Origin of the sequence: Streptomyces sp. NPDC046866 (assembly GCF_040704625.1) — a bacterium.
Classification (GTDB): Bacteria; Actinomycetota; Actinomycetes; order Streptomycetales; family Streptomycetaceae; genus Streptomyces.
The window spans coordinates 1-12715 of sequence record NZ_JBEYXN010000040.1 but is presented as its reverse complement, the minus strand read 5'-3'; the positions used below and the strand labels follow the sequence as shown (position 1 = coordinate 12715).

Here is a 12715-nt window from a genome sequence, read left to right as displayed (position 1 = left end):
GGCATGGCGAGCGGAAGGCCGCCTACCGGTGGGAGAACGCCCCGTACGAGGAGCGCAGCTCGGCCCAGCGGGCGTCGGTCCAGTGGGCCCAGTCCGCCGGGTGGCCCTGGAGGGCGGCTTCGAGCAGTTCGAAGTGGTGGTGCCAGCCGGCCAGGCAGTCGAGCCGGTCCTCGTCGCTGCCGGAGCGCTCGTTGAGGAAGCGGATCACCGTGGAGTCCGTGCCGACGGGCTCCAGGTGGAAGCGGATCCGGCCGTGCTCGGTCACCGTGTACTCGGCGATGCGTTCGACGTCCCAGGCGGTGATCCGGCCGGTGACGGTGGTGCCGGTGTTGAGCCAGCGCAGGGTGACGGCTCCGCCGAGCCGCCGCTGGAGGACGTCCGCCGCGGCCAGCCAGCCGCGCAGCCCCTCGGCCGTGGTCAGGGCCGGCCACAGGGCCTCGTACGCGATGGGCAGGTGCACCTCGAAGCGCAGGATCCAGCGGTCCTCGCCCCGGCTCTCGCTGGTGGCATGACTCACAGGAGGCATGCCACCAGCGTGCCACTGCTGCGGCTCAGACGCCCGCGTACGAGTGCTTGCCGCTGAGCAGGATGTTCACGCCGTAGTAGTTCCAGATCCAGCAGGCGAAGGCGAACAGGGCCAGGTAGGCGGCCTTGCGGCCCTTCCAGCCGGCGGTCGCGCGCGCGTGCAGGTAGCAGGCGTACGCCACCCACGTCACGAACGACCAGACCTCCTTGGGGTCCCAGCCCCAGTAGCGGCCCCAGGCGTCGCCCGCCCAGATGGCGCCCGCGATGATGGTGAAGGTCCACAGCGGGAAGACGGCCGCGTTGATGCGGTACGAGAACTTGTCGAGGGAGGCCGCCGAGGGCAGCCGCTCCAGCACCGAGCTGCGGAACTTCCCCGGGGTGCGGCCGGCCTCGAGCTGGCTCTCGTAGGAGTCGCGGAAGAGGTAGAGGACCGCGCCCGCGGCGCCGATGTAGAAGACGGCGCCGCAGAAGATCGCCGTGGAGACGTGGATCCACAGCCAGTACGAGTGCAGCGCCGGGACCAGCTGGTCGCTGTCGGTGTAGAGCCAGGTGACGGCGATGCCGAGGTCCAGCAGGACGGTGGTGACCAGCAGCAGGCCGAGCCAGCGCACGTTCTTCTTCAGGGCGAGCAGCACCAGGTACGCGCCGACGGCCACCGTGGAGAAGGTGAGCGAGAACTCGTACATGTTGCCCCAGGGGGCCCGCTCGACGGACAGCGCGCGGGTGACGACCGAACCCGCCTCGATGAGGAAGGCCAGCGTGGTCAGCGAGACCGCGATCCGCCCGTACAGGTCGCCCTGGGCGGTGCCGCCGGCGGCGCCGGGGCCGTCCGGGACGTCACGGGTGCCGGCCGAGGAGCGGGTGACGACCTTCGGCTTGTCGAGGACGGCGGTGCCGCCGCCCTTGGTGCGCACCTGCACGGCGGGCCCCGCCGCGGCGCCGGCCCCGGCGGCCGCGCCGGTCAGGGCGGCGGCGGTGCGGGCGACCTTGCTGCGGCTGCCGAAGGTCCACTCGGCGATGTGCGCGAAGAAGGCGAGCGTGTAGACCGCCATCGACGAATAGACCAGGTAATTGCTGATCTGGGCCAGGTTCTCGTTGGCCGCGGCTGCGAGCGGCGTCATCCGCGCTCTCCTTCGGGGGATTCTTCGACGGGTTCAGGCGCGGTGGGCGCCTGCTGGTGCAGCGTGGCCGCGAGCACCGACAGCTCCTCGGGCACCTTGGCCGACTCGCTGCGGCCCAGGCCCGCCATCTCGACGACGGTCACGCCGTCCTCGCCGGCCACCGCGCGGACCCAGACGCGGCGCCGCTGCACGAACAGCGACGCGGCCAGCCCGCCGATGGCGGCGATCGCGCCGGCGAGCGCGAGCCCGCTGCCCGGCTGCCGGGTGATCGAGAAGGTGGCCCAGCGCTCGATGCCCTCGAACTTCACGGTGCCCGCGCCGTCCGGGAGCTCCATGGTCTCGCCGGGCAGCAGCCGCTTCTTGAACAGCTGCCCGTCGGCGTCCTTGAACTCCTTCATCTTGGAGGTGTTCAGCTGGTACACGTTCTGCGGGAGGCCCGAGTCGACGCCCAGGCTGCCGTGGTAGGCGCTCAGCGCGAGGACGGGGAAGTCGGTGTCGGGGAACTGGGAGAGCATCGTGCCCTGGCCGGCGCCGGCGAAGGTCGGCACGAACATGGCGTTGAAGCCGAGCTGCTCCTTGTTGCCGTCCTTGTCGCGGTAGCCGTCGGTGACCTTGACGGCTCCGGAGGAGCTGAGGTTGCCGTCGAAGGGCAGCATCGGCACGGCGTCCTTGTAGACGACCTTGCCGGTGGGGTCGGTCACCGAGATGACGGGCGCGTAGCCGTGGCCGAGGAGGTAGACCTTCGCTCCGTCGACCTCCAGAGGCTTGTTGACCTGGATCTCGCGCTTCTGCGGGGCGCCGTCGGCGCCCTCGCGGAAGGTGACGTACGCCTTGAAGTCGCGCGGGGTGCCCTTCTGCGGGCCGGTCCGCTCGTAGCTGGCGTCGAACTTGTCGAGGGTGAAGGAGAACGGCGGCAGGTCCTCGGAGCTGAAGAAGCTGCCGGACTTGAAGTCGTCGTACTGGGTGAGGGTGTTCGCGAAGCCCTTGCCGCGCAGGACGAGTTTGCCGCCCTCCGACTTGAACAGCTGGCCCCACGCGAAGGCCACCAGCAGCACGATCAGCGAGATGTGGAAGACCAGGTTGCCGGCCTCGCGCAGATAGCCCTTCTCGGCGGCGACGGAGCCGCGGCCGGACTCGGTGCGAAAGCGCCTCCCGGCCAGCAGGGACTTCGCATGTGCGAGCACCTCGTCGGGGGCGGCGGCGGTGCGCCAGGTGGTGTACGCGGGCATCCGGTCCAGGCGCCGGGGGGCGCCGGGCGGGCGGCCGGTGAGCTGTCCGACGAACTGCCAGGTCCGCGGGACGATGCAGCCGATCAGCGAGATGAACAGCAGCAGGTAGATCGCGGAGAACCACACCGAGCTGTAGACGTCGAAGAGCTGGAGCTTCTCGGCGACCGGGACCCAGAAGGAGTGGTCCTTCTTCCACTGGGCCACCTTCATCGCGTCGACCTGGGTCTGCGGGATGAGCGAGCCGGGGATGGAGCCCAGGGACAGCAGGAACAGCAGGATCAGCGCGACCCGCATGGAGGTGAGCTGGCGCCAGAACCAGCGGATCCAGCCGAGCACGCCGATGCCGACGGGCCCGCCGGCGTCCTCGGTCGGGGCGGTGGACAGCTGCGCGCCGGCCGCGGCCTCGGCTTCGGTCTCGGCTGCGCTCGCGCCTTCGGTGGGCGCCTCGTCGGTCGGCGCCTTGTCGGTCGTACTCATGTCCGTGTCGTCCTCAGATCCCCACCGTGAAGCCTCGGGTCCAGCTCTGCGTGTCGCTGATGATGGTGCTCCACATTCCTGTGACGAGGAGCAGTCCGGTCAGGATCAGCATGCCGCCGCCGATGCGCATCACCCACGCGTAGTGCTTCTTGACCCAGCCGAAGGCGCCGAGCGCCTTGCGGAAGGCGACCGCGGCGGCGATGAAGGGCAGGCCCAGGCCCAGGCAGTACGCGACGGTCAGCAGGGCGCCGCGGCCGGCGCTGGCCTGGTCGAGGGAGAGCGTGGTGACGGCGGCGAGGGTCGGGCCCATGCAGGGGGTCCAGCCGAGGCCGAAGAGCATGCCCAGCAGGGGCGCGCCGACCAGGCCGGCCGCCGGCTTGCGGTGGAAGCGGAACTCCCGCATCGTCAGCCCCGGTATGGCGCCCATGAAGAACAGGCCGAGGACGATCACCAGGCCGCCCATGACCCGGGAGATGATCTCCTTGTTGCCCACCAGGGCGTTGCCGAACTGGCCGAACAGGGCGCCGGTCGAGACGAAGACGGCGGTGAAGCCGAGGATGAACAGGCTCGCGCCGGCCACCATCCGGCCGCGGCGGGCCTCGGCGAGGTCGGCGCCGCTGACACCGGTGACGTACGAGAGGTAGCCGGGGACCAGCGGCAGCACGCACGGCGAGAAGAACGACACCAGGCCGGCGAGGACCGCGATGGGCAGGGCCAGCAGCAGCGCCCCGTTGAGGACCGTGGTGTTCACGCCGGCCGACTCGGCGGCCAGGGGCAGGAGCGGGGGGACCACGAGGTCACTGCTCCGCGAGGAGCGGGTCGATCATGGAGCGCAGGTGTTCCTCGTCGAGCGCGGCCAGGGTGCGGGCCGCGATCTTCCCCTGCTTGTCGAGGACGATCGTGGAGGGGATCGCGTTCGGGTTCAGCGTGCCCGCCGGGAAGCGGAGCATCAGCTTGCCGTCCGGGTCGTACAGGCTCGGGTAGGAGATCTGGAAGTTCTCCTCGAAGGCGGCCGCGTTCTGCTTGGTGTTGTCGCGGGTGTTGATCCCGACGAACGCCACGTCCTTGCCCGCGTCGGCGAGCTCCTTGGAGACCTTCGCGAAGTTCGGGGCCTCGGCGCGGCACGGCGGGCACCAGGAGCCCCACACGTTGAGGACGACGACCTTGCCCTTGAGCGCGGTGGTGTCGAGGGTCTTGCCGTCGACGGTCTCCCCGTCGAGCTTGGGGGCCTCGGTGCGCTCGCCCTTCGCGACGGTGGAGATGCCGCTCGGGCCCGTCACGTAGTTCCCGCCGCCGGAACCGGACGGCTTGCCGCCGTCGTCGCACGCCGTCAGGGTCAGGGCGCATCCGACGGTCGCCGCCGTCAGCAGGAGGGCACGGCCGCCGCGGGTCGAGCGGCGACGGAGGGCGCGGCCAATTCTCATGTGAAAAGTTTCGCATGAGCGATTTGCGCGATCTTCCGCGCCCCCCGTCCGGTGTGTCAATGCGCTGGTCAGGCGCCGAACGCCTTCGACTTGCCCTTGACGGGCTTCGCCCCGGCCAGCAGGTGCGCCGGAACCAGGTCCCGGGCCGGCTCGCTGTAGCCCACCGACACCAGCTTGTCGCCCTGGTACGTGAACGAGGTCAGCGAGGCGAGCGTGCACTGCCGGCGCCGCGGGTCGTGCCACAGCCGGCGCTTCTCCGCGAAGCTGCGCACGATCCAGATCGGCAGCTGGTGGCTGACCGCGACCGCCTCGTGGCCGCGGGCCGCGTCCCGCGCCGCCTCGATCGCGCTCATCATCCGGACGACCTGCTCCACGTACGGCTCGCCCCAGGACGGCTTGAACGGGTTCGTCAGGTGCTTCCAGTTGCCGGGCTTGCGCAGCGCGCCGTCGCCGACGCCGAAGGTCTTGCCCTCGAAGACGTTCTCCGCCTCCAGCAGCCGCGCGTCGGTCGCCACGTCCAGGCCGTGGGTCTTGGCGACCGGCGCCGCCGTCTCCTGCGCCCGCTCCAGCGGGGAGGAGACCACGTACGTGATGTCGCGGTCCTGCAGGTGCTCGGCGACCCGGTCCGCCATGCGGCGGCCCAGCTCGGAGAGGTGGTAGCCCGCGCGGCGCCCGTACAGGACCCCGTCGGGGTTGTGCACCTCGCCGTGGCGCATCAGGTGGACGACGGTGATGTCGCTCATGCGGCACCTTCCGGGAGGGCCTGCGCGGCGGCGCGGGCGGCGGCGGGCAGCGCGGCCGCGATCCGCTCGACGGCCTGCTCGTCGTGGGCGGTGGAGACGAACCACGACTCGAAGGCCGACGGCGGCAGGTAGACGCCCTGCGACAGCATCGAGTGGAAGAACGCGTTGAAGCGGAAGGCGTCCTGCGTCTTCGCGTCCTCGTAGTTCCGCACCGGCTTGTCGGTGAAGAAGACGGAGAACATGTTGGAGGCGGTCTGCAGCCGGTGGGCCACGCCCTCCTTGGCCAGCGCGTCCGTGACCAGGCCCTGGATCTGCGCCGACACTGCGTCGACCGTCTCGTACGCGGCCTGGTCGAGCAGGCGCAGCTGCGCCAGGCCCGCGGCCGTCGCGACGGGGTTCCCGGAGAGGGTGCCCGCCTGGTAGACCGGGCCGGCCGGGGCCAGGTGGCCCATCACGTCGGCGCGGCCTCCGAACGCCGCGGCCGGGAAGCCGCCGCCCATGACCTTGCCGAAGGTCATCAGGTCGGGCTTGACGCCGTCGACCCCGTACCAGCCGGCCCGCGAGGTGCGAAAACCGGTCATGACCTCGTCGGAGATGTACAGCGCGCCGTTCTCGCGGCACACGTCGGCGAGCCCCTGGTTGAAGCCCTCGGCGGGCGTGACCACGCCCATGTTGCCGGGCGCGGCCTCGGTGATCACGCAGGCGATCTCGCCGGGGTGCGCCGCGAAGGCCGCCCGGACCGCGTCGAGGTCGTTGTACGGCAGCACGATCGTGTCGCCGGCCTGCGCGCCGGTGACGCCGGGGGTGTCCGGCAGCGCGAAAGTCGCCAGACCGGAACCGGCGGCGGCGAGCAGCGCGTCCACGTGGCCGTGGTAGCAGCCGGCGAACTTCACGACCTTGGAGCGGCCCGTGAACCCGCGCGCCAGGCGGATCGCGGACATGGTGGCCTCCGTACCGGAGGACACCAGGCGGACCTGCTCGACGGGCTCGATACGGGCGACGATCTCCTCGGCGAGGGCGACCTCGCCCTCGCCGGGCGTGCCGAAGGAGGTGCCGCGGGCGACGGCGGCCTGGATGGCCTCCACCACGGCCGGGTGGGCGTGGCCGAGAATCATCGGGCCCCACGAGCAGACCAGGTCGACGTACTCGCGGCCGTCGGCGTCGGTCAGGTACGGACCGGTACCGGACACCATGAACCTGGGCGTACCGCCCACGGCGCGGAACGCGCGCACCGGAGAGTTCACGCCGCCGGGCGTCACGAGGGACGCGCGGTCAAAGAGAGTCTGCGAGACTTTGGCTTCATACGGGTACGGGTAGCTCACACGAGCCATGGTCTCATCAGGCCGCGACTGACTTGCGGACGGGCGTTTCACCGCGCCGCCCGCGGGGAGGTCACTGCCATGATGATCAGGCTGCGTGGCGGGGGCCGCGGGGCCGGGGCAGGCAAGACCAGTCGGGTGGAGATATGCAACGCGGTGGTGGACCGGGCGAGGGTACGGACGGCCTCGACCCGAAGCGCGCCCGCGAGGCCCGCGAAGCCCGCCGCCGGGGCAGGCACCGCCGGCGGGCCGCGGACGCGGCCGATCCGGTGCCGGAGACCGAGACGGCCGAGGATGCCGGCAGCCTGCTGCCCAAGGGCCGCGGCATGGGCGTGACGTACAAGTACTTCGGCGCCCCCGACGGGGCCACGGCGGCCCGGGTGCCGGTCACGATGCGGCCGGAGGAGCTCGGCGGCGACGAGCTCGGCATGGGCGGCATGTTCACCAAGATCAAGCCGGAGACGATGGCCGCGATGGTCCTCACCGGCATCCAGGGCATACCCCTGCACAAGGTGCCCCCGCTGGAGCTGGTCGTCCTCCACCCCGACTACGCGGTGGTCAAGCTCCCCATGACGGTGGTCGACCCGCTGCGCGACATCGGCGAGGAGTCGGTCGGCGCGGCGGCGTTCATCTGGTCCACGGTGCCCGACCGCAGCGGCCCGCGGGACGCGTTCAACGTCTACCAGCTCCTGCACGAGTGGCAGGACTTCAGCCACCGCCTCCACGAGGCGGGCCACCAGCCGTACTGCCTGGTCTGGCCCTGAGGCCGGGCTCCTGAGGCCGGGCTCCTGAGGCTCCTGAGGCCGGCCCTGAGCCGTGTGCCACCCGGCCTGCCGCCGGCCCCCGCCGCGGGGCGGGGGCTCGGCGTGCGGTCAGGAGGGTCAGGCGGCGTCAGGCGGCGGGTCAGGCGGTGGTCAGGACCAGGCGGCCGCGGGTGCCCGGCTCGGCCAGTTCGGCGTGGGCCTTCGCGGCGTCGGCCAGCGGGATCGTGCGGGCCACCCGCAGGGTGAGCGCGCCCTCGTCGACCAGGGCCGACAGCTCCGCCAGGTGCGCGCCGTCGGCCGCGACCTCCTGCTCGACCACCGTGATCCCGCGCTCCGCGGCCGGGGCGGCGTGCGGGCGCAGGCCCACGTAGACGCCGCCGTCGCGGACGAAGCCGAGCGCCTCCTCACCGAGGACCGCCGCGTCGATCACCCCGTCGACCTGCTCGGCCGGGGCCCCGCCGCGCGGGACGAAAGCCGTCGCGCCCAGCGACCGTACGAGCTCCTCGTCGCCCTCGCCCGCCAGGGCCGTCACCGCCAGCCCGGCCCGCGCCGCGAGCTGCACCGCGAGCCCGCCGACGATGCCGGCGGCCCCGGTGACCAGCACCGAGGAGCCCGGCGCCAGGTCCAGCAGCCGCACCGCGCGCCCGGCGGTGAGTCCGCTCAGCGGGAGCCCGGCGGCGGCGACGGCGTCCGCGGTGGCCGGGGCGGGGGCCAGGGCCGAGGCGTCGAGCACCGCATACTCGGCGTGCGTGCCGAGCGGCTTGACCGGGCCGTAGTGCAGGCCGATCACCTGCTGGCCCACCGACCAGCCGGTGACGCCGGCGCCGACCTCGTCCACCTCGCCGGCCACGTCCCAGCCGAGGCCGAGGCGCTGCCCCGCGCCGCCGAAGACGCCCACGCGGACCGCGCCGTCCACCGGGTTGACCCCGGCGGCCCGGACCCGGACCCGGACCTGGCCGGCCTCGGGGCGGGGCACCGGCACCTCGACGATGCGCACCTGCTCGGGGCCGCCGAACTCGTCGACGACGACTGCCTGCATGGTCCGCGTGGTGTTCTCGCTCATGATCCGTCTCCCGTTTCGCTCGGTTCGGCTCGTTCGTCCGCCCGTTCCTTGTGAGCACTAACCTAGGGAGAGGTACTCTCTTTCCGTAAGTACGTACTTCGGAGTGCGTACCCGACCCGGAAGTGGGTACCGATGGCCACCCTCAGCGCCGCCGCCCGCCGCGAAGAAGCGCGCTACGCCTACGACGCCTTCCTCAAGGAGTGCCCCACCAGCCAGCTCCTGGCCCGCATCAGCGACAAGTGGGTCGGCCTGATCGTCAGCGCACTGGGCAAGGCCGAGGGCGGCTCCATGCGCTACAGCGACCTCGGCCGCAAGATCCCGGGCGTCAGCCAGAAGATGCTGACCCAGACCCTGCGCTCCCTCGAACGCGACGGCCTGGTCAGCCGCACCGTCACCCCGACCGTCCCGGTCCGCGTCGACTACCGCCTCACCGAGCTCGGCGCCGGCCTCGGCACCCTGCTGTCCTCGGTGAAGCTGTGGGCCGAGACCCACTTCGACGAGGTCAGCGCCCACCGCGCCGCCTACGACGAGGCCGCGCAGAGCGCGTAAATCCCCCGCGCCGGCCCGCCCCGCAATGGCATGCTGGCAGCGTGAACGGACCCGGCATTCAGCTCACCCTCGCCCCCGAACTGCGCCTGTTCGCCCCGCCCAGCAGGCGCGCCGAGCGCGTACCGACCGCGACCGACGGCGCCTCCAGCCTCGGCCACGTCGTGGAATCGGCCGGGGTCCCGCTCACCGAGGTCGGCCGGCTGCTGGTCGACGGCCGCGAGGTGCCCGTCTCGTACGTGCCGCGCGCCGGGCAGTCCGTCGAGGTGTTCGGCGTCGAGCGTCCGCAGCGCGTCGACGGCGCACCGCTGCGCTTCCTGCTCGACGTCCACCTCGGCACCCTCGCCCGCCGCCTGCGCCTGCTCGGCGTGGACGCCGCGTACGAGAACGAGGACATCGGGGACCCCGCCCTCGCCACCCGCTCCGCCGACGAGCAGCGCGTCCTGCTCTCCCGCGACCGCGGGCTGCTGCGCCGCCGCGAGATCTTCGCCGGGGCCTACGTCTACAGCGACAACCCCGACGAGCAACTGCGCGACGTGCTGGGCCGCTTCGCCCCGGCCCTCGCCCCGTGGACCCGCTGCACCGCCTGCAACGGTGCGCTGCGCGACGCCGACAAGGACAGCGTCGGCGACCGCCTCGAGCGCGGCACGCACCGCTCCTACGACGTGTTCGCGCAGTGCACGGCGTGCGAGCGGGTCTACTGGCGCGGAGCCCACCACGCCCGCCTCCAGCGCATCGTCAGCGAGGCGGTCGAGGAGTTCGGGGCGGTGGGCAGGCACTGACCGCCCGGGCGGTCAGTGCCTGGGCGTCAGAAGGCGTAGGGGTCGCCGGTGTCCAGGGCCAGGACCGCGTGCTGGTTGTTGGACAGGTTCCGGTCCGACGCCCCGCCGTTCCACCAGGTGTCGATCCGGACCACCACCTCCGGGACCGGCTCCTTCAGCGCCAGCAGCAGCCCGATGTGCCGGCCGTACCCGTGCATCGGCAGCGGCCCCGTCTCGCACACCACCTCGCGCGAGCCGGCCCGCACACAGCCCTGGCCGAGCTCCTGCCGGTCGGCGAGCTCGGCCGACAGCCTCACCCGTACCGTCGCGTCGGGCAGCGCGGCCGGCCCGTCGTTCTGCGGCACCAGCCACACGCGCAACTGCCCCCGCTCCAGGGACACCCGCCCGTGGTAGGCGACATCGGCCACGTCGCCCTCGTCGGGCCCCTGCGCGAGGGCCTGCGTCTGGACCCCGGCGGCACCGCCGAGCACCAGCAGCCCCGCCACCACCACACTCCGTACGGCGCCACGGCGCACCGCCACCACCTCCTTCACGCGCGGACGCTAACCACCCCGGGCTCCGACCGGTCGGACCATCACACGAACGAGGGCGAGCCCTCCCCCAACCGGCCCCTGCGTACGCTTCGCGCCATGCTGATCGCCCGCTCCGCCGCCCTGTTCGCCCTCGCCGCCGTCCTGGAGATCGGCGGCGCCTGGCTCGTCTGGCAGGGCCTGCGCGAACACCGCGGGTGGGCCTGGATCGGCGCCGGCGTGATCGCCCTCGGCCTGTACGGCTTCGTGGCCACGCTCCAGCCCCAGGGCGACTTCGCCCGCGTCCTGGCCGCCTACGGCGGGGTCTTCGTCGCGGGCTCCCTGCTCTGGGGCGTCGTCGCCGACGGCTACCGCCCCGACCGCTGGGACATCGCCGGCGCCCTCGTCTGCCTCGCCGGAATGGCCGTGATCATGTACGCCCCGCGCGGCCGCTGACCCCCGCCTATGCTGGCCGGTACCCGCCCGTACGAACACACGCACGCACGCCACACGCACGCGCGCACGACCGCCCGAGGAGCCCCCACATGAGCACGGCCACCCGCACCGCCGTCGTCACCGGCGCGAGCAGCGGCATCGGCGCCGCCACCGCCCGGCAGCTCGCGAAGGCCGGCTACCACGTCGTCCTCACCGCCCGCCGCAAGGACCGCATCGAGGCCCTCGCCGCCGAGCTCACCGCCGCCGGGCACTCCGCCGCCGCCCACGCCCTCGACGTCACCGACCGGGCCGCCGTCGACGCCTTCGCGGCCTCCCTCGACCGCTGCGACGTCCTGGTCAACAACGCGGGCGGCGCGATCGGCGCCGAGCCGGTGGCCACCGGCGACCCGGCCGACTGGCGCACGATGTACGAGGTCAACGTCATCGGCACCCTCAACGTCACCCAGGCCCTGCTGCCCGCCCTGACCGCCTCCGGCGACGGCACCGTCGTGGTCCTCTCCTCCACCGCCGGGCACGCCACCTACGAGGGCGGCGCCGGCTACGTCGCCGCCAAGAACGGCGCGCGCGTCCTGGCCGAGACCCTCCGCCTGGAGATCGTCGGCCAGCCCGTCCGCGTCATCGAGATCGCCCCCGGCATGGTCAAGACCGAGGAGTTCGCCACCACCCGCTTCCGCGGCGACACCGAGAAGGCCGCCCAGGTGTACGCGGGCGTCGCCGAGCCGCTGACCGCCGACGACGTGGCCGACACCATCACCTGGGCCGTCACCCGGCCCAGCCACGTCAACATCGACCTGCTCGTGGTCCGCCCCCGCGCCCAGGCCTCGAACACCAAGGTCCACCGCGAGCTGTGAACCGCCGCTGGCGCTGCCGCCGCCGCGGCTAGGGGACGATCCCGGCCGCCTTCAGGTGCGGCACGAGGGCCGCGGGCTTCAGGCCCGCGGCCCTCGCCGCGTCCAGGGCCCGCTGCAGGTCCGCGCCCAGCGTCGGCGTGAAGTGCAGCAGCACGATGTCGCCGGGCTTCAGCTGCGGGGTCGGCGGGGTCCGGTCCCAGGTGGTGAAGTCGTGCGTCCACGTCACCAGCGCCTTCACCCCGCACGCCTTCGCCGCGAGCCGTACGTCGTCGTTGACCGCCCCGTACGGCGGCCGCAGCAGCTTCGGCTCCCGCCCGAACGCGGCCGCGAGCCGCTCCCCCGCCCCGCAGACCTCGGCGTCCTTCCCGGCGGCGTCGAGGGTGGTGAGGTCCGGGTGGTTGACCGTGTGGTTCTCGACGGTGGCCCGCCCCTCCTCCACGAGCCGGGTGAAGTACCCGGTGTCGTACGAGGCCGCCCCCGGCAGCAGGAACAGCGACACGGGAACCCGCCGGTCGAGAAGGGTCTGCGCGGCGGCCGGGTCGTGGACCCACCCGTCGTCGACGGTGATGAAGACGACCTTCTCCTGCGTCGGCACGTGCGACACGACGACGGGCAAACCCACCCCGGCCTGAGCGGACCCGGCGCCCCCGAGAGCGAGCGACAGCGACGCGACGGCGGCAAGCAGCACACGAGTTCTCCCCATGCCGCCACCTTGGTCTAGACCATCCGCCACCGTCAATCCCCCGGCGAGACTCGCGGCCCCAACTAGTAGTGCTTTGTTAGCTGGCTTGTCGCGTCGTGTGTGTGGTAGTTCGCTGGCTGTATGAGGGCTGGGGAGCTTGTCGCGGTGCGGGGCCGGTTGGAGGAGTTCGCGTCCGAGGTGTTCGCACCGCTGGTGCGGCGGGA

At 72.6% G+C, this 12715-nt stretch carries 15 protein-coding genes; 5 read left to right on the top strand and 10 right to left on the bottom strand.

Annotated elements, in window-relative coordinates; genetic code table 11:
* Nucleotides 1-22: 22 nt before the first annotated feature.
* The 7 genes from AB0953_RS33365 to hemL all read right to left on the bottom strand — a co-directional run bounded on the left by AB0953_RS33365 (nucleotide 23) and on the right by hemL (nucleotide 6850).
* Complete coding sequence (locus AB0953_RS33365) at nucleotides 23-526, bottom strand: SRPBCC domain-containing protein (RefSeq protein WP_366863343.1); 504 nt, start codon at nucleotides 524-526, stop codon at nucleotides 23-25.
* 25 nt (nucleotides 527-551) lie between these two features.
* Nucleotides 552-1646, bottom strand: coding sequence for a c-type cytochrome biogenesis protein CcsB (ccsB, locus tag AB0953_RS33360; RefSeq protein WP_366863342.1), 1095 nt, complete (start codon nucleotides 1644-1646; stop codon nucleotides 552-554).
* Nucleotides 1643-3352, bottom strand: a complete 1710-nt coding sequence (locus AB0953_RS33355; protein ID WP_366863341.1) for a cytochrome c biogenesis protein ResB — start codon at nucleotides 3350-3352, stop codon at nucleotides 1643-1645. Before AB0953_RS33355 ends, ccsB begins: the two co-directional genes overlap by 4 nt.
* A gap of 13 nt (nucleotides 3353-3365) precedes the next feature.
* The gene (locus AB0953_RS33350) at nucleotides 3366-4145 is read right to left on the bottom strand and encodes a cytochrome c biogenesis protein CcdA (RefSeq protein WP_366863340.1); all 780 of its coding nucleotides are present in this window, start codon (nucleotides 4143-4145) and stop codon (nucleotides 3366-3368) included.
* Between the two features lie 4 nt (nucleotides 4146-4149).
* On the bottom strand, nucleotides 4150-4776 hold the full coding sequence (locus tag AB0953_RS33345; RefSeq protein ID WP_366863339.1) for a TlpA disulfide reductase family protein: 627 nt from the start codon (nucleotides 4774-4776) through the stop codon (nucleotides 4150-4152).
* Nucleotides 4777-4844: 68 nt separating this feature from the next.
* Nucleotides 4845-5519, bottom strand: a complete 675-nt coding sequence (locus AB0953_RS33340; protein ID WP_366863338.1) for a histidine phosphatase family protein — start codon at nucleotides 5517-5519, stop codon at nucleotides 4845-4847.
* On the bottom strand, nucleotides 5516-6850 hold the full coding sequence (gene hemL, locus AB0953_RS33335) for a glutamate-1-semialdehyde 2,1-aminomutase (RefSeq protein WP_366863337.1): 1335 nt from the start codon (nucleotides 6848-6850) through the stop codon (nucleotides 5516-5518). Before hemL ends, AB0953_RS33340 begins: the two co-directional genes overlap by 4 nt.
* A 134-nt stretch (nucleotides 6851-6984) precedes the next feature.
* Between hemL and AB0953_RS33330 the strand changes: the two genes are divergently transcribed.
* A complete protein-coding gene (locus AB0953_RS33330; protein ID WP_366863336.1) occupies nucleotides 6985-7602 on the top strand; it encodes a hypothetical protein in 618 nt (205 codons plus the stop codon).
* Nucleotides 7603-7741: 139 nt separating this feature from the next.
* On the opposite strand, the gene AB0953_RS33325 is transcribed toward AB0953_RS33330, so the two are convergent.
* Nucleotides 7742-8641, bottom strand: a complete 900-nt coding sequence (locus AB0953_RS33325) for an NADP-dependent oxidoreductase (protein WP_366863374.1) — start codon at nucleotides 8639-8641, stop codon at nucleotides 7742-7744.
* Between the two features lie 156 nt (nucleotides 8642-8797).
* Here AB0953_RS33325 and AB0953_RS33320 point away from each other — a divergent pair, with 156 nt between their 5' ends.
* Nucleotides 8798-9214 (top strand): helix-turn-helix domain-containing protein, encoded by a 417-nt coding sequence (locus tag AB0953_RS33320; RefSeq protein ID WP_366863335.1) that lies wholly within the window; start codon nucleotides 8798-8800, stop codon nucleotides 9212-9214.
* Between the two features lie 41 nt (nucleotides 9215-9255).
* The gene (locus AB0953_RS33315; protein ID WP_366863334.1) at nucleotides 9256-9993 is read left to right on the top strand and encodes a Mut7-C RNAse domain-containing protein; all 738 of its coding nucleotides are present in this window, start codon (nucleotides 9256-9258) and stop codon (nucleotides 9991-9993) included.
* 26 nt (nucleotides 9994-10019) lie between these two features.
* On the opposite strand, the gene AB0953_RS33310 is transcribed toward AB0953_RS33315, so the two are convergent.
* Nucleotides 10020-10526, bottom strand: coding sequence for a hypothetical protein (locus tag AB0953_RS33310; RefSeq protein WP_366863333.1), 507 nt, complete (start codon nucleotides 10524-10526; stop codon nucleotides 10020-10022).
* A gap of 96 nt (nucleotides 10527-10622) precedes the next feature.
* On the opposite strand from AB0953_RS33310, the gene AB0953_RS33305 reads away from it, so the two are divergent.
* Together AB0953_RS33305 and AB0953_RS33300 are read left to right on the top strand one after the other, a co-directional pair.
* Nucleotides 10623-10958, top strand: coding sequence for a YnfA family protein (locus tag AB0953_RS33305; RefSeq protein WP_366863332.1), 336 nt, complete (start codon nucleotides 10623-10625; stop codon nucleotides 10956-10958).
* Between the two features lie 89 nt (nucleotides 10959-11047).
* Nucleotides 11048-11809 carry an SDR family NAD(P)-dependent oxidoreductase gene (locus AB0953_RS33300; RefSeq protein ID WP_366863331.1) on the top strand — a complete coding sequence of 254 codons (762 nt, stop codon included), beginning with the start codon at nucleotides 11048-11050 and terminating at the stop codon, nucleotides 11807-11809.
* A 28-nt stretch (nucleotides 11810-11837) separates the two neighbouring features.
* Here AB0953_RS33300 and AB0953_RS33295 read toward each other — a convergent pair whose 3' ends face one another.
* Nucleotides 11838-12512 carry a polysaccharide deacetylase family protein gene (locus tag AB0953_RS33295; protein WP_366863330.1) on the bottom strand — a complete coding sequence of 225 codons (675 nt, stop codon included), beginning with the start codon at nucleotides 12510-12512 and terminating at the stop codon, nucleotides 11838-11840.
* Nucleotides 12513-12715 lie beyond the last annotated feature (203 nt).

Coding starts and splice junctions, on each gene's coding strand:
- AB0953_RS33365 (WP_366863343.1), bottom strand. CDS start 526: ATGCCTCCTGTGAGTCATGCCACCAGCGAGAGCCGGGGCGAGGACCGC.
- ccsB (WP_366863342.1), bottom strand. CDS start 1,646: ATGACGCCGCTCGCAGCCGCGGCCAACGAGAACCTGGCCCAGATCAGC.
- AB0953_RS33355 (WP_366863341.1), bottom strand. CDS start 3,352: ATGAGTACGACCGACAAGGCGCCGACCGACGAGGCGCCCACCGAAGGC.
- AB0953_RS33345 (WP_366863339.1), bottom strand. CDS start 4,776: ATGAGAATTGGCCGCGCCCTCCGTCGCCGCTCGACCCGCGGCGGCCGT.
- AB0953_RS33340 (WP_366863338.1), bottom strand. CDS start 5,519: ATGAGCGACATCACCGTCGTCCACCTGATGCGCCACGGCGAGGTGCAC.
- hemL (WP_366863337.1), bottom strand. CDS start 6,850: ATGGCTCGTGTGAGCTACCCGTACCCGTATGAAGCCAAAGTCTCGCAG.
- AB0953_RS33330 (WP_366863336.1), top strand. CDS start 6,985: ATGCAACGCGGTGGTGGACCGGGCGAGGGTACGGACGGCCTCGACCCG.
- AB0953_RS33325 (WP_366863374.1), bottom strand. CDS start 8,641: ATGCAGGCAGTCGTCGTCGACGAGTTCGGCGGCCCCGAGCAGGTGCGC.
- AB0953_RS33320 (WP_366863335.1), top strand. CDS start 8,798: ATGGCCACCCTCAGCGCCGCCGCCCGCCGCGAAGAAGCGCGCTACGCC.
- AB0953_RS33305 (WP_366863332.1), top strand. CDS start 10,623: ATGCTGATCGCCCGCTCCGCCGCCCTGTTCGCCCTCGCCGCCGTCCTG.
- AB0953_RS33300 (WP_366863331.1), top strand. CDS start 11,048: ATGAGCACGGCCACCCGCACCGCCGTCGTCACCGGCGCGAGCAGCGGC.
- AB0953_RS33295 (WP_366863330.1), bottom strand. CDS start 12,512: ATGGGGAGAACTCGTGTGCTGCTTGCCGCCGTCGCGTCGCTGTCGCTC.